Annotated in this window: 19 protein-coding genes; 6 read left to right on the forward strand and 13 right to left on the reverse strand. The window is 54.7% G+C overall.

Annotated features, from left to right (window positions below):
• The first annotated feature begins 206 nt into the window (after window positions 1-206).
• Both rep and ACIGCM_RS15760 read left to right on the forward strand, forming a co-directional pair.
• On the forward strand, window positions 207-2,216 hold the full coding sequence (gene rep / locus ACIGCM_RS15755; RefSeq protein WP_397503021.1) for a DNA helicase Rep: 2,010 nt from the start codon (window positions 207-209) through the stop codon (window positions 2,214-2,216).
• Between the two features lie 239 nt (window positions 2,217-2,455).
• Window positions 2,456-3,028, forward strand: coding sequence for a xanthine phosphoribosyltransferase (locus ACIGCM_RS15760; RefSeq protein ID WP_397503022.1), 573 nt, complete (start codon window positions 2,456-2,458; stop codon window positions 3,026-3,028).
• A gap of 42 nt (window positions 3,029-3,070) precedes the next feature.
• Here ACIGCM_RS15760 and ACIGCM_RS15765 read toward each other — a convergent pair whose 3' ends face one another.
• The 6 genes from ACIGCM_RS15765 to dadA all read right to left on the reverse strand — a co-directional run bounded on the left by ACIGCM_RS15765 (window position 3,071) and on the right by dadA (window position 9,452).
• The gene (locus ACIGCM_RS15765; RefSeq protein ID WP_397503023.1) at window positions 3,071-5,206 is read right to left on the reverse strand and encodes an acetyl-CoA hydrolase/transferase C-terminal domain-containing protein; all 2,136 of its coding nucleotides are present in this window, start codon (window positions 5,204-5,206) and stop codon (window positions 3,071-3,073) included.
• A gap of 124 nt (window positions 5,207-5,330) precedes the next feature.
• Complete coding sequence (locus ACIGCM_RS15770; protein WP_397503024.1) at window positions 5,331-5,753, reverse strand: c-type cytochrome; 423 nt, start codon at window positions 5,751-5,753, stop codon at window positions 5,331-5,333.
• Between the two features lie 227 nt (window positions 5,754-5,980).
• On the reverse strand, window positions 5,981-6,529 hold the full coding sequence (locus ACIGCM_RS15775; RefSeq protein WP_397503025.1) for a cupin domain-containing protein: 549 nt from the start codon (window positions 6,527-6,529) through the stop codon (window positions 5,981-5,983).
• Between the two features lie 125 nt (window positions 6,530-6,654).
• Window positions 6,655-7,728 (reverse strand): alanine racemase, encoded by a 1,074-nt coding sequence (gene alr / locus ACIGCM_RS15780; RefSeq protein ID WP_397503026.1) that lies wholly within the window; start codon window positions 7,726-7,728, stop codon window positions 6,655-6,657.
• 97 nt (window positions 7,729-7,825) lie between these two features.
• Complete coding sequence (locus tag ACIGCM_RS15785; protein ID WP_397503027.1) at window positions 7,826-8,179, reverse strand: RidA family protein; 354 nt, start codon at window positions 8,177-8,179, stop codon at window positions 7,826-7,828.
• Window positions 8,154-9,452, reverse strand: coding sequence for a D-amino acid dehydrogenase (dadA, locus tag ACIGCM_RS15790; protein WP_397503318.1), 1,299 nt, complete (start codon window positions 9,450-9,452; stop codon window positions 8,154-8,156). The genes ACIGCM_RS15785 and dadA overlap by 26 nt, the downstream gene beginning before the upstream one ends.
• Window positions 9,453-9,608: 156 nt before the next feature.
• Here dadA and ACIGCM_RS15795 point away from each other — a divergent pair, with 156 nt between their 5' ends.
• Window positions 9,609-10,097: an Lrp/AsnC ligand binding domain-containing protein gene (locus ACIGCM_RS15795; protein WP_339488959.1), complete on the forward strand. Its 489-nt coding sequence runs from the start codon at window positions 9,609-9,611 to the stop codon at window positions 10,095-10,097.
• A 5-nt stretch (window positions 10,098-10,102) separates the two neighbouring features.
• On the opposite strand, the gene ACIGCM_RS15800 is transcribed toward ACIGCM_RS15795, so the two are convergent.
• On the reverse strand, window positions 10,103-10,456 hold the full coding sequence (locus ACIGCM_RS15800) for a YkgJ family cysteine cluster protein (protein WP_397503028.1): 354 nt from the start codon (window positions 10,454-10,456) through the stop codon (window positions 10,103-10,105).
• Window positions 10,457-10,617: 161 nt separating this feature from the next.
• On the opposite strand from ACIGCM_RS15800, the gene ACIGCM_RS15805 reads away from it, so the two are divergent.
• Window positions 10,618-11,931, forward strand: a complete 1,314-nt coding sequence (locus tag ACIGCM_RS15805; RefSeq protein ID WP_397503029.1) for an NAD(P)/FAD-dependent oxidoreductase — start codon at window positions 10,618-10,620, stop codon at window positions 11,929-11,931.
• Between the two features lie 47 nt (window positions 11,932-11,978).
• Here ACIGCM_RS15805 and ACIGCM_RS15810 read toward each other — a convergent pair whose 3' ends face one another.
• Both ACIGCM_RS15810 and ACIGCM_RS15815 read right to left on the reverse strand, forming a co-directional pair.
• Window positions 11,979-12,593, reverse strand: coding sequence for a DJ-1/PfpI family protein (locus tag ACIGCM_RS15810; protein WP_397503030.1), 615 nt, complete (start codon window positions 12,591-12,593; stop codon window positions 11,979-11,981).
• A 24-nt stretch (window positions 12,594-12,617) separates the two neighbouring features.
• Window positions 12,618-12,857 carry a DUF1127 domain-containing protein gene (locus tag ACIGCM_RS15815; RefSeq protein ID WP_397503031.1) on the reverse strand — a complete coding sequence of 80 codons (240 nt, stop codon included), beginning with the start codon at window positions 12,855-12,857 and terminating at the stop codon, window positions 12,618-12,620.
• A gap of 192 nt (window positions 12,858-13,049) precedes the next feature.
• Between ACIGCM_RS15815 and ACIGCM_RS15820 the strand changes: the two genes are divergently transcribed.
• Window positions 13,050-14,471, forward strand: coding sequence for a PLP-dependent aminotransferase family protein (locus tag ACIGCM_RS15820; protein WP_397503032.1), 1,422 nt, complete (start codon window positions 13,050-13,052; stop codon window positions 14,469-14,471).
• Between the two features lie 20 nt (window positions 14,472-14,491).
• On the opposite strand, the gene ACIGCM_RS15825 is transcribed toward ACIGCM_RS15820, so the two are convergent.
• Both ACIGCM_RS15825 and ACIGCM_RS15830 read right to left on the reverse strand, forming a co-directional pair.
• On the reverse strand, window positions 14,492-15,634 hold the full coding sequence (locus tag ACIGCM_RS15825) for an MFS transporter (protein WP_397503033.1): 1,143 nt from the start codon (window positions 15,632-15,634) through the stop codon (window positions 14,492-14,494).
• Between the two features lie 164 nt (window positions 15,635-15,798).
• Window positions 15,799-17,292, reverse strand: a complete 1,494-nt coding sequence (locus ACIGCM_RS15830; protein ID WP_397503034.1) for an aldehyde dehydrogenase — start codon at window positions 17,290-17,292, stop codon at window positions 15,799-15,801.
• A gap of 243 nt (window positions 17,293-17,535) precedes the next feature.
• Here ACIGCM_RS15830 and ACIGCM_RS15835 point away from each other — a divergent pair, with 243 nt between their 5' ends.
• Window positions 17,536-17,901, forward strand: coding sequence for a cupin domain-containing protein (locus ACIGCM_RS15835; protein ID WP_397503035.1), 366 nt, complete (start codon window positions 17,536-17,538; stop codon window positions 17,899-17,901).
• Between the two features lie 156 nt (window positions 17,902-18,057).
• Here ACIGCM_RS15835 and rpmG read toward each other — a convergent pair whose 3' ends face one another.
• Window positions 18,058-18,213, reverse strand: a complete 156-nt coding sequence (rpmG, locus tag ACIGCM_RS15840; RefSeq protein ID WP_002551515.1) for a 50S ribosomal protein L33 — start codon at window positions 18,211-18,213, stop codon at window positions 18,058-18,060.
• 11 nt (window positions 18,214-18,224) lie between these two features.
• On the reverse strand, window positions 18,225-18,461 hold the full coding sequence (rpmB, locus tag ACIGCM_RS15845; protein ID WP_010489195.1) for a 50S ribosomal protein L28: 237 nt from the start codon (window positions 18,459-18,461) through the stop codon (window positions 18,225-18,227).
• Between the last annotated feature and the right edge of the window lie 264 nt (window positions 18,462-18,725).

Below are 18,725 nucleotides of genomic sequence, written 5' to 3' on the forward strand. Positions count from 1 at the left end.
ATTGATTCTAATCAACGGCTCATTTCATACAAAGAGGCTTTTTGCCACTATCCGATGTATGAAATGGCATCTGAGATTACTGTAATTCGTCAAATAACCAAGCCTGCCTTGTCTAACTACGTGCACCAACACACACTTCCAGATGGTCAAGGCATAAAGCGCTGAGCCTGCTAAAATGCGCGCCCACTCTCCATGTGATAACTGTAATGTCCCGACTGAACCCTCGGCAGCAGGAAGCCGTGAACTACGTCGGCGGCCCTCTTTTGGTGCTCGCCGGTGCTGGCTCCGGCAAGACCAGCGTAATCACCCGCAAGATTGCCCATCTGGTGAAGAACTGCGGCATACGCGCTCAGCACATTGTCGCCATGACCTTTACCAACAAGGCTGCTCGCGAGATGAAAGAGCGGGTCGGTACCCTGCTCAAAGGGGCCGAAGCTCGGGGCTTGACCGTGTCGACCTTCCACAATCTGGGCATGAATATCATCCGCAAGGAATACGCGCGTCTCGGTTATAAGCCGGGCTTCTCGATTTTCGATGAAGGTGACATCAAGGCCCTGCTCAGCGACATCATGCAAAAAGAATATGCCGGCGATGATGGCATTGATGAAATTAAGAACTACATCGGCTCGTGGAAGAACGACCTGATCCTGCCCGATCAAGCCCTGGCCGAGTCGCGCAACCCTAAAGAGCAAACCGCCGCCATCGTCTACTTGCATTACCAGCGCACCTTAAAAGCCTATAACGCAGTCGACTTCGATGACTTGATCCTGATGCCGGTCAAGCTGTTCCAGGAACATGCGGACATTCTGGAAAAGTGGCAAAACCGCATTCGCTACCTGCTGGTCGACGAATACCAAGACACCAACGCCAGCCAGTATTTGCTGGTGAAACTGCTGGTGGGCACACGTAACCAGTTCACCGTGGTCGGTGACGATGACCAGTCGATTTATGCGTGGCGCGGTGCGCGGCCAGAAAATCTGATGCTGCTCAAGGAAGACTACCCTTCGCTGAAGATTGTCATGCTGGAGCAGAACTACCGCTCCACCAGCCGCATCCTCAAGTGCGCCAACACCCTGATTTCCAATAACCCGCACGCCTTCGAGAAACAGCTCTGGAGTGAAATGGGCCACGGCGATGAGATCCGCGTGATCCGCTGCCGCAATGAAGATGCCGAGTGCGAACGCGTGGCGATGGAGATCCTCACGCTGCACTTGCGCACTGACCGTCCCTACAACGATTTCGCGATTCTTTACCGGGGTAACTATCAGGCCAAGTTGATGGAGCTCAAGCTCCAGCATCACCAGATTCCTTACCGCCTCAGCGGTGGCACCAGCTTCTTTGCTCGGCAGGAAGTTAAGGATTTGATGTCTTACTTCCGTCTGCTGGTCAATCCAGATGACGACAATGCCTTTCTACGAGTGATCAACGTACCGCGCCGAGAGATCGGTTCGGCCACCCTTGAAAAGCTGGGCAACTACGCCACCGACCGTAAAATCAGCATGTACCAGGCTGCAGGCGAATTGGGCCTTGGCGAACACCTGGATAGCCGATTCACCGACCGTTTAGCGCGTTTTACTCGCTGGATGGATGGCGTTCGCCAACAATGCGCGCAAAATGACCCCATTGCAGCGCTGCGCAGCATGGTCATGGATATTGATTACGAAAACTGGCTACGCCAGAACGCGTCCAACGATAAAGTCGCCGATGCGCGCATGGGCAACGTCTGGTTCCTGATTGAGGCGTTGAAAAACACCTTGGAGCGCGATGAAGACGGCGACATGACCATCGAAGACGCGATCGGCAAGCTGGTATTGCGAGACATGCTGGAACGCCAGCAAGAGGAAGAAGAAGGTGCCGACGGCGTGCAGATGCTGACCTTGCACGCCTCCAAAGGCTTGGAGTTTCCCTATGTATTTATCATCGGCATGGAAGAAGAAATTCTACCGCACCGCTCCAGTATTGAAGCGGACACCATTGAAGAAGAGCGTCGCTTAGCCTACGTTGGAATTACCCGCGCGCGCGAAACACTGGCCTTTACCTTCGCAGCCAAGCGCAAGCAATACGGTGAGATAATCGACTGTACGCCTAGTCGCTTTCTCGATGAATTGCCGCCAGAGGACTTGCAATGGGAAGGCTTGGAAGAGGCTCCCGTTGAAGTAAAAGCAGCCCGTGGCAATGCGGCACTAGCGGACCTAAGGGCAATGCTGAAAAAATAGACGGTTAACTATCGCTCAGTTGTTGGCATTTTTGCCCAGCGACTGACAAAGCCCCCAGCAAAGCAGGATGTGTGAAAACGTCACGAGCAAAGGCAAGACAAGGCTTTAACAGGCGAAAAAGCGCAGTTTAGGTGTTCTAAATGAGCATTTTTCGCCTGTTTATAACGCAGTATTGCCGAGCGTAGTAGTTTTCACACTGCCTGAAAAATTGGGGTTTCACACTATATGAGGGCTGTTGCGTGGAAGCGCTGAAACAAAAAATTCGCGAAGAAGGCATTGTCCTCTCAGAGCAAGTACTCAAGGTCGATGCCTTTTTGAACCATCAGATTGACCCTAAGCTGATGCAACAGATTGGCCATGAGTTTGCGGTTCGCTTTCGCGACCAGAACATTACCAAGATCGTCACCATCGAAGCCTCCGGCATCGCGCCTGCAGTGATGGCGGGCCTTGAGCTCGGGGTTCCAGTTATTTTTGCCCGTAAGTATCAATCGTTGACGCTCAAAGACAACCTGCTGACCTCGAAGGTTTACTCCTTCACCAAGCAGACCGAGAGCACCATCGCGGTGTCAGCTAAACACCTGACGGCCGATGACCATGTACTGGTCATTGATGACTTCCTGGCGAATGGGCGGGCAGCAAAAGCGCTGATCGATGTAATTCAGCAAGCTGGCGCGAGCATCGCCGGGATTGGCGTTGTCATCGAAAAGTCGTTTCAGGTTGGCCGCAGCGAGCTGGATGATCAAGGTTTCCGCGTTGAATCCTTGGCACGCATCAGCTCACTGGCAGATGGCAAAGTCAGCTTCCTGGAGTAAGCCTTGGGTTTAATCAACGGCGCACATCCAGTGCGCGGTTGATTAAGCGGTTTGCGTAGCTTGCAAACCCGCCAGCACCAGCCGCTGATACAACTCTTCGCGCAAGCCGTCCGGCTCAGCCAAGGCCATGCGCTGCAGATGCGGCATAAATGCCTCTGGTTCAGGTGCATCAAGGGTTGCCTTGCCCAGACGCAATATCTCCGAGAGCTTGAATTTGCGCTTAAGCCACGTCAGAGCACGCAGCAGGTCGCGCTCCTCTGAGGTGAAGTCGCAACCCAAGGCAAACTCATCGAACATGCCGCTGTGCTCTGCCTGTAATGCCTCAAGGCGCTCGGGCAGGTTATTGCTGTAACGGCTGTCGAGCTGGAAACCCTTATCCAGCTTGCCGTTTTCTTGCGCCTGGCTGATTAACTCATCCTGAAAACGCGAATCGCTGATATTGAGCAGCGCCTCAATCACCTGTGAGTCACTCTTGCCGCGTAAGTCTGCGACGCCGTATTCGCTGACAACAATGTCGCGCAAGTGCCGGGGAATCGTGGTGTGGCCATACTCCCAGACGATATTGGAACGCACCTCACCGTCAGCCTCGCGCCAACTGCGCAGCAGCAATATCGAACGCGCACCCTCCAATGCATGGCCTTGAGCGACAAAGTTGTATTGACCGCCGACACCGCTAAGCACGCGGCCATTTTCCAACTGGTCAGAAACTGCAGCGCCCATCAAGGTCACGGTAAACGCCGTGTTGATAAACCGTGCATCCCGGCGCTGCAAACGCTTTAACTCTTCCTGCCCGTAGAGCTCATTGATAAAGCAGATACCGGTCATGGCGTAGCGCTTACGCTGCTCGAAGCTCAGCGCGTTCAAACGGTCGTAGAATGACCGTGGCCCAAGAAAGAAACCGCCATGCACCACCACTGAGTTGCTGGCCGGGCGCAAATACGGTGTCAAGGCTTGTTGGGTTTGCGGGTCAGCCAGATCGGCCGGCACTTGACGTCCGCAGGGTAAATTTAACTGCCCCTCAAGCCAGTTGATGCCTTCTGCAAGCAAGCCGTACGCCTGGAGCTCAGCCAAGCCTTGATCATCAAGCTTGGATGCCAGCCCCGCATCCAGCAACAGCTGGATGCTTAGCAGCTGACCGTTGCTATCCAGTGCACCGGCAGAAGCCAACTGCTGCACCAGCAAATCCGGATAAACCGCACGACGGATAATGCCCGCGTCAGCCAGTAACAGCATGCCGTTGACGAACATTTCACTGCAGCCGTATAGGCCCTGACTAAACCCCTCAGTGCCGCCAACCTTTTCCACCCACTGACGCCAGTCGGCTGGGCAACTCAGTGCATCAAGCAGAGCGTTATACTCGCTATTATTGCTGTCACGCGCCAATAGAGCGGCCGTTAATGCATCGCCCATCGAACCAATACCAATTTGCAGGGTGCCACCATCACGCACCAAGGTGCTGGCGTGTAGACCAATGCAATGGTCTTGTAGGCTGATCGGCATATTGGGCGTTGAGAACAAGGTCGTTGTATCAGGCGCTTGCAGCTGAATATCAAAACGCTCACAGGCAATCTCGGCATCACCCGCCATATACGGCAGCGCGCTGTGGACCTGAGCCAGATAAAGGATTTTCTCGCCGTTGGCCCGACGCTTATCCAGCATCGGCAAGATATCAAGGGTGATATCCGGGTTGCAGCTCAGACTGAAGTGCTCAGGCCGTTGCGGATCACTGGCGACGAGTTGAGCGAGGACATTGAGACCCCGCGCATTGATATCGCGGGCGGCATGGCTGTAGTTGCTGCTGACATAGTTTTGCTGGGCCACGTCGCTGTGCAGCAAGCTGCCAGGCTGCATAAAGAACTGTTCAACTCGTACATTGGCCGGTAACTCGCCACGGCGCAGGTCGATCAAGAAGTCCAACTCCGGATAATCCGCAAACACACGCTCTACGAACGGCTGCAAAAAGCGTTGCTGCAAACCCTGATCCGCATGCGGACGCCCCAAGCACAAAGCGGTGTAGATATTCAGCTCGCGCTCTGGCAGCGCTTTGCAACGCTGATACAGCGCATTGACCCAGCTATTGGGCTTGCCTAGCCCCAGCGGGAGACCGAGGTGTATTGGCCCTTCGATCTCTTCTAGAACTCGCTCTACAGCGTCATCAATCGAACACAATTGCGGCATCAAGCACTCCTTGCGCTTTGCAGATCACTCCGGTTTGACTATACCCGCATCAGAATTACGCCCCGAGGGATAAAAACAAAAAAACCGCCTTTAGGCGGTTCTTTTGTTTTTAGAAGTTACCGGCTTACAGGCCAGACATCTTCTCAATGGTCGCTTTGAGCTCGTCATCAGAGCAATCGCCACAGGTGCCTTTCGGCGGCATGGCATTGATACCTGTAATGGCCTTAGCCAGCAAGCCGTCTATACCGCCCTGCTCGTCAGCACGTTTTTTCCAGGCAGCGGTGTCACCGATTTTTGGTGCACCCAATACGCCTGTAGAGTGGCAAGCGCCACAATGCCCAGCAATGATGTCATCCGGAGTTTTGGCACCGCCGCCTGCAGCAGAAGCTGCAACCTCAATCCCCTTGCACTCTTCACCCTGAACGCAAACTTCACCTACTGGTTTCAAACGTGCAGCAATAGCATCATCAGTCGCTGCATGAGCAGAGGCTGCCCAGATAGCTAACACGGCTGCAGGAGCAACCAGCATTTTTTTAATCATATTCACGCTTACACCCTCATCGTGGCTTGGTTCGCCCGCGGCCACGGTTACGCGAGCGGGCGCTAAGTATAACGAGAAGCCCAACAAGCTGAAACACATCAAAATGCCGCAGCTTCAGCCAAGCCTGTAACTGAACGATGCGAACAGCCTTACAAAGGCTGCATTTTCGCCAGTTTAACCACCACAAGCCCTGAAAATTTACTGAAACTCCACGCAATCCTTTCAGCCATTACTTAGAAGTTGGCTGGGGTTGTCGCACTGATAAGCTTGGCTGGCTCATCGAAGGGATTACGAAAACGATGTGGCTTACTGCTCTCAAAGTAGTAGCTATCGCCCTTTTCGAGGGTGTAGGTTTCGGTACCGACCACCAGTTCCAGCCGACCTTCGACCAAGATCCCAGCTTCCTCACCTTCGTGATTGAGCATCTCGTCGCCTGTATCTGCACCTGGTGGATACGTCTCTGAGAGAAAGGCAATGGCACGGCTGGGATGAGCCTTGCCGACCAGCTTCATGGTCACGGCCCCATCAGATATATCAATCAACTCATTCGCTTTGTAAACGACCTGAGTGTTGCTGTCCTGATCGGCATCGAGGGAGAAAAACTCCACTAGCGACATTGGGATACCCGCCAACACCTTTTTCAACGAACTGATTGAGGGGCTTACGCTGTTCTTCTCAATCATCGAAATGGTGCTGTTAGTGACGCCCGCACGCTTTGCGAGTTCACGCTGGGAAAGGCCTTTCAACTTACGGATGGATTGCAGTCGTACACCGACGTCCAATGCTTGCGTCCCCCTCGGGAAGATACGGAAAATGTGGCCGTATCATGGCAATAGCGTTCAGTATTTACAACAGTTTGTGCCTAAATATTGCCCAGCTGAATGATTAGCGCAGTGCTATTACCATTTTAACCCTCAAGATAGAGCAGTGGCACACGGCGCAGATTGCAGAACAGTTGATAAGGAATCGTCTCTGCATGTGCAGCAACATCACTGGCAAGCACCTGTTTTCCCCATAGTTCGACATGGCTGCCAAGCCCCGCGTCCGGCAAGTCAGTCAGGTCGACTGTGAGCATGTCCATCGATACACGACCAATCAAACGGCTCATTTTGCCGTCAATCATCACTGGTGTACCGGTTGGTGCATGCCGTGGATAACCGTCGGCATAGCCCATCGCAACCACGCCAACCCGCGTTGGCCGCTCGGTGATAAACCGCGCGCCATAGCCAATAGGTTCGCCAACAGGCAGCTCACGCACACTGATAATTTTCGACTCAAGGGTCATGACAGGCTGCAGTTTCGCGGCCATCTCATGCGCCTGCTCGAAAGGGCTCGCGCCATACAGCATGATGCCCGGGCGCACCCAGTCGCTGTGTAAGTCTGGCCAACCCAGTATGGCCGGCGAATTGCCCATACTGACCTCGACATTGATTTCTTTACGCGCTTGGGCGAATACCGCGGCTTGATCGGCAACGCCGGTACAGCTCAGTTCATCCGCACGGGCAAAGTGGCTCATCAATACAATGTTGTTAACGTTCGGACAGCTTGCGAGGCGCTGGTAAGCCGCGGCGTACTCTTCCGGATGCAAGCCAACGCGGTGCATGCCCGAATCCAGCTTGAGCCAAATGGTCAGTGGCAGACTGATGTTCGCACGCTCAAGCGCCTCCAGTTGCCACATGGAGTGCACCACACACCAAAGTTGGTGTTGCTCAATCAACGCCAACTCTTGCGCTTCAAAAAAGCCTTCAAGTAACAAAATTGGCTGGTCAATACCCGCCTCGCGCAGCTCCAAGGCTTCTTCAATGCAGGCCACCGCAAACCCGTTAACGTCCTCAGCCAGCGCCTGCGCACAGCGTACAGCGCCATGCCCATAGGCATTGGCCTTAACCACGGCCAAGGCTTTGGTTCCCGATATTTCGCGGGCCAAACGGTAGTTATGACGCAAAGCATTTAGATCAATCAGAGCACGGGCTGGACGCATAAGTTGAGCTTCTTGGCAGAGGACTGAATGGGTTAAAAAAAGCCCAGCAGTGCTGGGCTAGGAGGTGAAACATGACGGTTGAAGACACTTCGCCAATTTATGGCAGGGCAGCAATTACGGTCATCTCAACCAACACATCTGGGGTGTACATAGTGGCTTCGACTGCCGCGCGCGCTGGCGCAGTGCCGGGTTCGACCCATGCATCCCATACTTGGTTAAGGCCAACGTAATCGCGTGCCATGTCTTTGAGATAAATGGTCACTGACAAAATCTGACTTTTGTCTGTGCCCGCCTCGCCCAACATCAAATCGATATTGGCCAAGGTTTGTTTAGTTTGCTCAACCACGTCACCGCTGTAGTCATCCGCCAACTGGCCAGCCAGATAGACTGTGCCATTGTGGATAACTATTTCGCTGTGACGGGTTTCAGTGCGCAGGCGCTGTAGAGCCATGTTTTTCAGCTTCCTTGGAACGGCTATAACGAGAAATGTCCAGGCCTTCAGCACTGATCTGTGGGCGCTTGGACGCCATGGTGTCAGCCAGGAAACGGCCTGAGCCACAGGCCATGGTCCAACCCAATGTACCGTGACCGGTATTCAGAAACAGATTGCTAAACCGGGTGCCGCCAACAATCGGCGTGCCGTCTGGAGTCGCAGGGCGCAAGCCCGTCCAGAAATCAGCCTGGGCCAGATCACCACCTTGTGGATAAAGATCACCCACGATCATTTCCAAGGTTTCACGCCGGCGCGGGTTCAAAGTCATGTCAAAACCGGCAATTTCAGCCATACCGCCGACCCGAATGCGCTGGTCGAAACGGGTAATCGCCACCTTGTAGGTTTCATCAAGAATGGTCGACATGGGCGCCATATCCGGATTCACGATAGGCACGGTCAGTGAGTAACCTTTGAGCGGATAGACTGGCGCACGAATGCCAAGCGGCTTAAGCAATTGCGGGCTGAAGCTACCCAAGGCAAGCACGTAGCGGTCAGCGGTTTCCAGCTTACCGTCGATCCACACACCGTTGATTCGGTCACCCAGCGCTTCGATACGCTGAATATTTTGGCCAAAGCGGAACTCAACACCCATGTTGCGCGCCATCTCGGCCAACTTGGTGGTGAACATCTGGCAGTCGCCAGTTTGGTCATTCGGCAAGCGAAGAGCACCCGCCAGCTTGTCGGTAACGCCTGCCAGTGCTGGCTCAACGCGCGCAATACCATCGCGGTCAAGCAACTCATAGGGCACGCCCGACTGCTTGAGAACGGCGATGTCTTTAGCGGCGTTATCGAGTTGCGCCTGGGTGCGGAACAGCTGAGTGGTGCCAAGACTGCGGCCTTCGTAGGCAATGCCGGTTTCGGCACGCAATTCATCGAGGCAATCACGGCTGTATTCAGACAAGCGCACCATGCGCTCTTTGTTCACCGCATAGCGGCTGGCCGTGCAATTGCGCAGCATCTGCGCCATCCACAAATACTGGTCAACGTCAGCAGTGGCCTTGATAGCCAGTGGCGCGTGCTTTTGCAACAACCACTTGATGGCTTTGAGCGGAACGCCCGGTGCAGCCCAAGGAGAGGCGTAGCCAGGTGAAACCTGGCCAGCGTTGGCGAAACTGGTTTCCAGCGCAGGGCCATCTTGGCGATCGACGACGACCACCTCAAAACCCTGACGTGCCAAATAATAAGCGCTGACAGTGCCAATCACACCGCTACCGAGAACCAGAACCCGCATCATTTTTCTCCTCGCCGAGACTATGCACTGGCGTTTTTTGTCATGAGAGTAGTTGCGGCTAGTATATGAATCATCGAGCAGTGCAATTAACTAAACATCAGCCTATATTTAGTAATAACTCTCGGAAAAAACCGCTTAGACGGAGGAGTATTTCTTATGCGCACTCAGCATCAATCCCGCCGCGATCTAGACAAGATTGACCGCAACATCCTGCGCATCCTGCAAGAGGATGGGCGTATCTCCTTTACCGAGCTCGGCGAACGAGTGGGTCTATCGACCACGCCCTGCACCGAGCGGGTACGGCGACTTGAACGTGAAGGCATCATCATGGGCTACCATGCGCGCCTGAACCCGCAAAACCTCAAGGCCAGTCTGCTGGTGTTTGTCGAGATCAGCCTGGACTACAAGTCGGGTGACACCTTCGAGGAGTTTCGCCGCGCGGTGCTCAAGCTGCCGCACGTCTTGGAGTGCCATCTAGTGTCGGGGGACTTCGATTACCTGGTTAAAGCACGGATTAATGAGATGGCGTCGTACCGCAAGTTATTGGGGGACATCCTCCTCAAGCTGCCGCACGTTCGCGAATCCAAGAGCTATATCGTCATGGAAGAGGTCAAGGAAAGCCTCACCTTGCCGATTCCCGAATAACCCGACTAAACCAACACCTGGCGTGTGGTTGCGATCAAGTTATGCACCTGTCGCTCAACCTGAGGGTCTATCGGCTCTTGTGGGCCACGCCCGTGGGGGCACGGCAAGCGCGGCGTGGTGCCGAACAGTCGGCAAATCAACGGACGCTGGTCGTACACTTGGCAGCCTTGTGGCCCCAGGTGTACACAGTTCAGCTCATCCAGAGCCGCTTCATGCTCAGCATCACTCTTGTGCGGCAGGCGCGACATTTCTTCAGATGAGGCGGTTACCGGCCCGCAGCAGTCATGACAGCCGGGAATACAGTCAAAGCGCGGAATATGCAGGCGCAGGTGGTCAATTTTACGGCTGGTACAACTCATAACGTGCCTCGGCGTTGGGTCACTCATGGTAACTGTTTAGCGCTGAATAACCCTGGGTTAGCAAATCAATTATCATTTTTTGTGTATGGCGCTTGGCGATCAAGGAAGTTGGCGCTTATTCTTCGTAAAATTTTCCAAACACAATAAACAGGATTTCGCACATGAACGCCCGCGTTCACCAACCGGTTCACACTAACAAGCATGCAGCCTCCTACTACGCCGCCAGCGCTAATCGCGCGATTGCGTTCCAACCTTTGGGGGGTGAGCTGAGCGCTGATGTGTGCATTGTCGGTGGTGGTTTCTCGGGCCTGAACACAGCAATTGAACTGGCACAAAAAGGCCTTAGCGTCGTACTGCTCGAAGCCCGCAAGGTGGGCTGGGGTGCGAGTGGCCGCAATGGCGGCCAGTTAATCCGCGGCGTCGGCCACGGCGTCGAACAGTTTGAATCGGTGATTGGTGCCGAGGGTGTGCGCGAACTGAAACTGATGGGCTTGGAAGCCGTTGAAATTGTGCGTAAGCGCGTTGAGCAGTTCAATATTGACTGCGACCTGACGTGGGGCTATTGCGACCTGGCCAACAAGCCACGGGACCTCGATGGCTTCATTGAAGATGCGCAAGAGCTCAAAAGCCTTGGCTACCGGCATGAACTGCGTTTATTGCAATCGAACGAAATGCGCGAAGTGGTCGGTTCCGACCGTTATGTTGGCGGCTTGATCGATATGGGTTCCGGTCACCTGCACCCACTCAACCTCGCCTTGGGTGAAGCGGCTGCAGCCCAGACCTTGGGCGTGCAGATCTTTGAAGATTCAGCTGTCACCCGCATCGAGTATGGTGCCGAGGTAAAGGTGCATACGGCGCAAGGTGTCGTTCGTGCCAGCAACCTGGTATTGGCGTGCAACGCATATCTTGGCGAGTTGAACAGCAACCTTGGCGGCAAAGTGCTTCCGGCAGGCAGCTACATCATTGCCACAGAGCCATTGAGTGCCGAACAGGCACACGCAATCATTCCGCAGAACATGGCGCTGTGTGATCAGCGCGTGGCACTGGATTATTACCGCCTCTCTGCAGACAACCGCTTACTGTTTGGCGGTGCTTGCCACTATTCAGGCCGTGATCCTGAAGATATCAGCGGCTATATGCGACCTAAAATGCTGGAAGTATTCCCGCACCTCAAAGACACCAAAATCGACTTCCAATGGGGCGGCATGATTGGCATTGGCGCTAACCGCCTGCCACAAATTGGCCGCCTCAAAGGCCAGAACAATGTGTTTTATGCTCAAGCCTATTCCGGCCATGGGGTTAACGCGACCCACTTAGCGGGCAAGTTGCTTGCTGAAGCAATTGCCGGACAATCCAGCACAGGGTTTGACCTGTTCGACAAAGTGCCACACATGACTTTCCCAGGCGGGAAATATCTACGCTCCCCCTTGCTCGCACTGGGAATGCTCTGGCACCGCATGAAAGAGGTTCTCTAAACCTGCATCCGCGAGGTTCTCGTAACGATCACCCCGCAATTTTTGGCCTAAATGAGCGCTTGCTGCTCAATATAGGGCTGAACGACTGAAAGGCTATGGGCAACCGCGTCGTCTTTTTCGCCCACCGGCGCAACATAATGAACAGCCGCTGCTGCGGCATCTGTGCCTGCCAACTTGGCGATAATCCAGGTCGCCAGATACTGCGAAGCCATACAGCCACCCGCCGTGGCGACATTGCCCTCGGCAAAAAATGGCTGATTCAGTACTTCAACCCCCGCCTCCACCACCCAAGGCTTGGTGGTTAAATCAGTGCAGGCTGGCAGACCATTCAATATACCCAATACAGACAGCAACAACGTGCCTGAACACTGTGCGCACACCAACTGCCTTGCCGGATCCAAATTGAGCCGACCAAGTAGGGCTCTATCCTTGGCAATATCGCGGGTGTAGATACCACTGCCCACCAGCACTACATCGGCAGTGTTGGCAAACTCCAAAGGTTGTTGCGCGGCAATAGTCACCCCATTCATTGACGTCACATGATCCTCGGGGCAAGTAATCTGCACGTTCCAACCCTGGCCTTTCATTCGATTCAACAGACCTGCAGCAATGAAAGAATCCAGCTCGTTAAAACCTTGGAAAGTCAAAATTGCGATATTCATGCTGCATGCCTCCTGACTGCGAGTTCAGAGCTTCCAAAACGGCAAATTAGCTTCGCGATGAGCCTGGGCCCGAGTCAACCCAATATCAGCCAACTGCTGATCATTAAGCTTCAATAATGCCCGTCGGGTCGTCATTCGGCGCAACAGCAGCGTCCAGCGTGACGCTGGCGGACCATACACAGCATCAGCTAAAGGGCGCTGCAATGCAGTGTCTTGCAGCTCTTGCTGACCGAGAGTCAACCGCACATCGCTTAAACCATTCATCTCCTTGCTCCTGAAGATTAATCATTTCGAGAGCAAATAATGACGTGAACGAAAAGAGCATGACAGACTCAAAAAATGCATATTAAATCCATACAGATAACCCAAACTGGCCACTGAATTATAAAATTCACCGGCAACTGTACTGGTTTTAACTCACCAATCGACACCGACCCACGCCCAGCGAGAGTACCTATGTCCCTTTATATTGATCTCGCCAGCATGATCAGCTTACGTATCGAACAAGGCCTGTATCGACCCGGCGACCGCTTGCCTTCGGTGCGCGCATTGAGCAGTGAACATGGCGTCAGCCTGAGCACCGTACAGCAGGCATATCGCCACCTAGAAGATCAGGGCATGGCGACGCCGCGCCCAAAATCAGGCTACTTCGTACCGCCAAGCCGCAAAAAACCTGAGCTACCCATCGTCAACCGTGCTGCACAGCGCCCTCTTGACGTTTCACAGTGGGACAACGTGTTTGAGCTGATCAGCATTGCTCCCGGTAGCAAAATCCTGCAATTGGGTCGCGGCATGCCTGACATCAGCAGCCCGACGCTAAAACCGCTGCTGCGTTCGATGTCGCGACTGAGTCGCCGCCAGAGCGTGCAAGAGCTGAGTTATGGCTGCATCAATGGCGACCCGGCCCTGCGCGAACAAATTTCGCGGTTGATGCTGGACTCCGGCTGCCAGATCCCCGCACAAGACATCGTCACCACCACGGGTTGCCACGAGGCGTTATCCACAGCGATCTGCGCGACCTGCAAACCTGGCGATGTAGTTGCCGTCGACTCACCCAGCTTTCATGGCGTGATGCAGGCACTCAAAGGCTTTGGCATGAAGGCACTGGAGTTGCCCACAGACCCACTCACCGGCATCAACCTTGAAGCACTGGAGTTGGCGCTTGAGCAATGGCCCATCAAGGCTATCCAGCTGACCCCGACCTGCAACAACCCGCTCGGATACATCATGCCGGAGGCCAACAAACGCGCGCTCATCGCTCTTGCCCAGCGTTATGACGTCGCGATAATTGAGGATGACGTTTACGGTGAGCTGGCTTACAGCTACCCACGCCCACGCACAATCAAGTCCTACGACGAAGACGGCCGGGTGCTGCTTTGCAGTTCGTTCTCTAAAACCCTTGCCCCAGGCCTGCGTATCGGCTGGATCGCGCCCGGTCGTTACCTACAGAAAATTCTCCACCTGAAATACATCGGCACCGGCATGGCTGCACAACTGCCACAACTGGCCTTGGCTGAATACATAAGCGCAGGCCATTACGAGCCTCATCTGCGCCGCATGCGCAGCCAATATGCGCGAAATCGTGATCTGATGACGGATTGGGTGAGCCGCTACTTCCCACCGGGTACGCGCGTGAGTCGCCCCGAGGGCGGCTTTATGTTGTGGATCGAGCTTGACCGCCAATTCGACAGCCAAAGCCTTAACCGCGCCCTGCTGCCTCACGCGATCCAGATTGCGCCAGGCAGCATCTTCTCAGCCACGGGCAAGTACCGTAATTGCCTGCGCCTGAATTACGCCAGCAAAGCCAGTGCCGAGATTGAAAATGCAGTACGCACGGTTGGCGAAACCGTTGCGCGGTTGCTTAGCACGCCCACTTAGTGCGGCTCGGCACTCGCACCTCAGGGCGTGACGGCGAGTTCCTGCGGCTCTGGACGCCAGGCCAGCACCACGAAGCCTGCCGCCCCGAGGGCCATCAGCATTGGCAAGGCGTGGCCGCTGACCCACTGGCTGGCTGCCCCCGTGAGCAATGGCCCAAGCAGGCAGCCAATGCCCCACAACTGCGAAACATGCGCGTTGGCGCGCACCAATTCATCGTCACGGTAGCGCTCGCCAATCTGAATCAGCGACAGGGTAAATAAACCGCCCGCACTGGCACCAAACAGCACTAGCACCGGCCAGATCGCAGGCGTATGCAGCAACAGCGGAATCCCCAGACTTGAGCACAGCAACACCACACCGCAACCACGGAACAAGTTGCGCCGTGACATCATGTCCGCCAGCCAGCCAATGGGAAGCTGCAAAGCGGCGTCACCGACCACCACCACGCTGACCATGAACAGCGCAACGTCCTGAGTGAAGCCCTGTCGCAAACTGTAAATCGGCAATAGCGTCAGCATCATCGATTCAAAAGCAGCGAATAGCGCGACCGCCCAAGCAATCGCTGGCATCTTGCGACAAAACACCGACAAACCCTTTGACGAAGCACTATGGCCATCAACCTTGGGTGCCCCGGTGCGCCCCAGCAAAATGAGCGAACCGCCTATCAACAGCCCGGTACCCGTCCAAAATGCTCGACCCCCATCGGTGCCCAGCGCATGCAACAACAAAGGCCCGGATAACTGACTCAGCGCGTAACCCGTGCCATAAAGCGCAACGAGACGTCCACGCCACTTTTCCACTGCAAGCTGATTAATCCAGCTTTCGCCGAGAATAAACACCATGGTCAGTGCCACACCCAGCAGTAACCTCAGCACCACCCAAACAGCATAACTTTGCACCAAGGCCAGCATTGCCACCGAAAGCGCACCGACCAGTAGACAGGTCTGCATTAACACCGTGGTACCCAGTCGCCCTGCGAGACGCCCAGCAAGTGAAGCACCCAGCAGTACGCCCACAGCCGGAGTGGCAGCCATTACACCAATGGCGAATGTTCCATAACCCCAGCTTTCAAGACGCAGCGACACCAATGGCATAGTGACACCCAGCGCCAAGCCGATGCTGATCACCGCCATGGAAACGGCGAAATAGGTACCCCAACGCATTACCAAACTCCCTGTTTTTATCTTGTTTGCGCGGCAAAAAGCAAAACGGCCAGGCTCCCAGAGCAAAAACGTCTCTGGGAAACCCGGCCGCAGGTTTGGCTCATCCGAGCCGGCCCTTAGATAAAGGACGGACCTTAAGCAGTGCGCGAACGCCCTGCGTCAGCTTATAACTTGATCCAAGTAGCTTTCAGTTCGGTGTACTTGTCGAATGCGTGCAGCGACTTGTCGCGACCATTACCCGACTGTTTGAAACCACCGAATGGCGCAGTCATATCACCGCCATCGTACTGGTTAACCCAAACGCTACCGGCGCGCAGCGCCTTGGCCGTCAGGTGGGCCTTAGACAGATTGCTGGTCCACACGGCTGCGGCCAGGCCGTAGATAGTGTCGTTGGCGATAGCAATCGCCTCCTCGGCATCATCAAAGGCGATAACCGACAGCACTGGACCAAAGATTTCCTCTTGGGCGATAGTCATTGCGTTGTTCACACCATCGAAGATGGTCGGCTCAACGTAGGTGCCACCCGACTCTTCCATCACTCGCTTACCACCGGCAACCAACTTGGCACCGTCTTTATGGCCGGCATCGATGTAACGCAGCACGTTGTTCATTTGCTGGGTATCAACCAGTGCACCCACATTGGTTTCCGGGTCCAGTGGGTTGCCTGCCTTCCAGCCCTTGATGGCTTCAACCACCAGCGGCAAGAATTGATCTTTGATCGAACGCTCAACCAGCAAACGTGAGCCTGCGGTGCACACTTCACCTTGGTTGAACGCGATTGCGCCAGCAGCCGACTCAGCAGCCGCTTGCAGATCCGGGGCATCAGCGAAGACGATGTTCGGGCTCTTGCCGCCCGCTTCCAGCCAAACGCGCTTCATGTTCGACTCGCCAGCGTAAATCATCAGCTGCTTGGCGATCTTGGTCGAACCGGTAAACACCAGTGTGTCGACGTCCATATGCAGGGCCAGCGCCTTGCCCACAGTGTGGCCAAAACCTGGCAGTACGTTGAATACGCCCGCCGGAATACCGGCCTCAACAGCCAGTTGCGCAACACGAATGCCGGTCAGCGGTGACTTTTCAGACGGTTTGAGGATGATCGAGTTACCCGTAGCCAACGCTGGGCCAAGCTTCCAGCAGCTCATCAGCAATGGGAAGTTCCACGGCACGATAGCCGCTACAACACCAATTGGCTCGCGAGTCACCAGACCCAGCTCGTTGTGCGCCGTAGCCGCAACTTCATCATAAATCTTGTCGATGGCTTCGCCATTCCAGCGAATCGCACCGGCTGCAGCCGACATGTCGATATTAAGCGAATCGCTGATTGGCTTGCCCATGTCGAGGGTTTCCAGCAGCGCCAGCTCTTCAGCATTCGCCTGGATCAGATCAGCGAAGCGAATCATGATCTTCTTACGCTTGGCTGGGGCCATGCGCGACCACACACCCGAATTAAAGGTGGCGCGCGCATCACGTACAGCGCGTTCGGCATCAGCAAGGTCGCAGCTGGCAACGTTGCCCAGCAAGCGGCCGTCTACTGGACTGATGCATTCAAAGGTTTCACCCGACTCGGACGAGCAGTACTCACCATGTACAAACGCACGAGTCTCAATCTTCAACGTCTTGGCGCGCTGTTCCCAGTCGGCGCGAGTCAGGCTAGTCATGCAAGCATCCTCTATCGGTAAAGAGTGCCGCACATTTTGTGCGCGCACTGTCAATAATTCTGCGAGGCCAACAACGGCCATATCCTGCCCGCAACACTAAACCAGAGGGCTCTACATTTTCAATATATTTGACAAATTAGCCGTAAACGGCCTTGTCATGTTCGTTTTATTAAACATAGACTCTTCTCCCGGCGTTCGCCGCGCCTGACACGCACAACAAGCCAATACGCAGAGATGCCAAAGATGAAAATTGAGCAGATTGTCGACTTCGCCCAAGCCAACACCCCCTTAGAAAACTATCACCCAGCCCCTGAAAAAATCCTCAAGGGCGACCCTGCGCAAAGCGTACGTAATCACTACGCCAGCCCTTGCGGTCAGTTCAACACAGGTATCTGGGAAGGTGCCGTCGGCCAGTGGACTGTCAATTACAGCGAGCACGAATACTGCGAAATCCTGCAAGGTGTTTCAGTCCTACGTGACCAAGATGGCAATGCGAAAACCTTGCGCGCAGGAGACCGTTTCGTCATCCCGGCAGGTTTCTCCGGCACCTGGGAAGTGCTCGAAGCCTGCCGCAAGGTTTATGTGATCTTCGAGCAAGCGGGCGAGTAACGCCCAGCGCAGCGAATCACAATGCAAAAAACCGCTACGTGCGGTTTTTTATTGTCCAACGCCCGAGGCCGGCCTAAACAAAACTCGGGGCAAGAAAAAGCCCGCCATAATAGCGGGCTTTTTCAACAAGCTTGTGCTGCAAGGATGCTTGATCAATTACTTGATCTTGCCTTCCTTGTAGATCACGTGCTTGCGCACAACCGGATCGAATTTTTTAATTTCGATTTTGTCCGGAGTAGTGCGTTTGTTCTTGTCGGTGGTGTAGAAGTGGCCAGTACCGGCGCTCGACACCAAACGGATCAATTCACGCATGATTTAGCTCCTTAAACCTTTTCGCCACGAGCACGAAGCTCGGACAACACTACATCAATACCACGCTTGTCGATGCAACGCATGCCTTTGGCAGATACGCGCAGACGTACAAAGCGATTCTCAGACTCAACCCAGAAGCGGTGATGCTGCAGGTTTGGCAGGAAACGACGACGGGTTTTGTTGTGTGCGTGGGAAACATTGTTCCCGGTTACCGGACCCTTACCGGTAACTTGACAGACTCTTGACATGCCTCAGCCCTCTAAAACCACATGCCCAACCCGGCATGGGTTGGCCGCTTAAATTCAGTGTCCAATGGCGCAATGCGCCGCGTTTCTCGAGGGTCTTACCGGCCACACCAAATAGCGCAACAACCGGGCCCCTAGAAAAGAGCGCTGCTTTATACCAGAAAGGCTATCGTACAACAACACTAAACGTACTTTCTGCTACAACGCTGAACCCCGCATTCTACCGCGTTAGGCTTGCGCTGTGGGGCTTAATGACGATTTACCGCT

The organism is Pseudomonas sp. NPDC078700, assembly GCF_044542375.1.
Classification (GTDB): domain Bacteria; phylum Pseudomonadota; class Gammaproteobacteria; order Pseudomonadales; family Pseudomonadaceae; genus Aquipseudomonas.

Excerpts from the sequence above, each read along its gene's own strand:
- ACIGCM_RS15795 (WP_339488959.1), top strand. The coding sequence starts at position 9,609 with ATGCGCACTCAGCATCAATCCCGCCGCGATCTAGACAAGATTGACCGC.
- rpmB (WP_010489195.1), bottom strand. The coding sequence starts at position 18,461 with ATGTCAAGAGTCTGTCAAGTTACCGGTAAGGGTCCGGTAACCGGGAAC.
- ACIGCM_RS15785 (WP_397503027.1), bottom strand. The coding sequence starts at position 8,179 with ATGGCTCTACAGCGCCTGCGCACTGAAACCCGTCACAGCGAAATAGTT.
- rep (WP_397503021.1), top strand. The coding sequence starts at position 207 with ATGTCCCGACTGAACCCTCGGCAGCAGGAAGCCGTGAACTACGTCGGC.
- ACIGCM_RS15815 (WP_397503031.1), bottom strand. The coding sequence starts at position 12,857 with ATGAATGGTTTAAGCGATGTGCGGTTGACTCTCGGTCAGCAAGAGCTG.
- ACIGCM_RS15830 (WP_397503034.1), bottom strand. The coding sequence starts at position 17,292 with ATGACTAGCCTGACTCGCGCCGACTGGGAACAGCGCGCCAAGACGTTG.
- alr (WP_397503026.1), bottom strand. The coding sequence starts at position 7,728 with ATGCGTCCAGCCCGTGCTCTGATTGATCTAAATGCTTTGCGTCATAAC.
- dadA (WP_397503318.1), bottom strand. The coding sequence starts at position 9,452 with ATGCGGGTTCTGGTTCTCGGTAGCGGTGTGATTGGCACTGTCAGCGCT.
- rpmG (WP_002551515.1), bottom strand. The coding sequence starts at position 18,213 with ATGCGTGAATTGATCCGTTTGGTGTCGAGCGCCGGTACTGGCCACTTC.
- ACIGCM_RS15820 (WP_397503032.1), top strand. The coding sequence starts at position 13,050 with ATGTCCCTTTATATTGATCTCGCCAGCATGATCAGCTTACGTATCGAA.
- ACIGCM_RS15835 (WP_397503035.1), top strand. The coding sequence starts at position 17,536 with ATGAAAATTGAGCAGATTGTCGACTTCGCCCAAGCCAACACCCCCTTA.
- ACIGCM_RS15810 (WP_397503030.1), bottom strand. The coding sequence starts at position 12,593 with ATGAATATCGCAATTTTGACTTTCCAAGGTTTTAACGAGCTGGATTCT.
- ACIGCM_RS15765 (WP_397503023.1), bottom strand. The coding sequence starts at position 5,206 with ATGCCGCAATTGTGTTCGATTGATGACGCTGTAGAGCGAGTTCTAGAA.
- ACIGCM_RS15800 (WP_397503028.1), bottom strand. The coding sequence starts at position 10,456 with ATGAGTTGTACCAGCCGTAAAATTGACCACCTGCGCCTGCATATTCCG.
- ACIGCM_RS15825 (WP_397503033.1), bottom strand. The coding sequence starts at position 15,634 with ATGCGTTGGGGTACCTATTTCGCCGTTTCCATGGCGGTGATCAGCATC.
- ACIGCM_RS15805 (WP_397503029.1), top strand. The coding sequence starts at position 10,618 with ATGAACGCCCGCGTTCACCAACCGGTTCACACTAACAAGCATGCAGCC.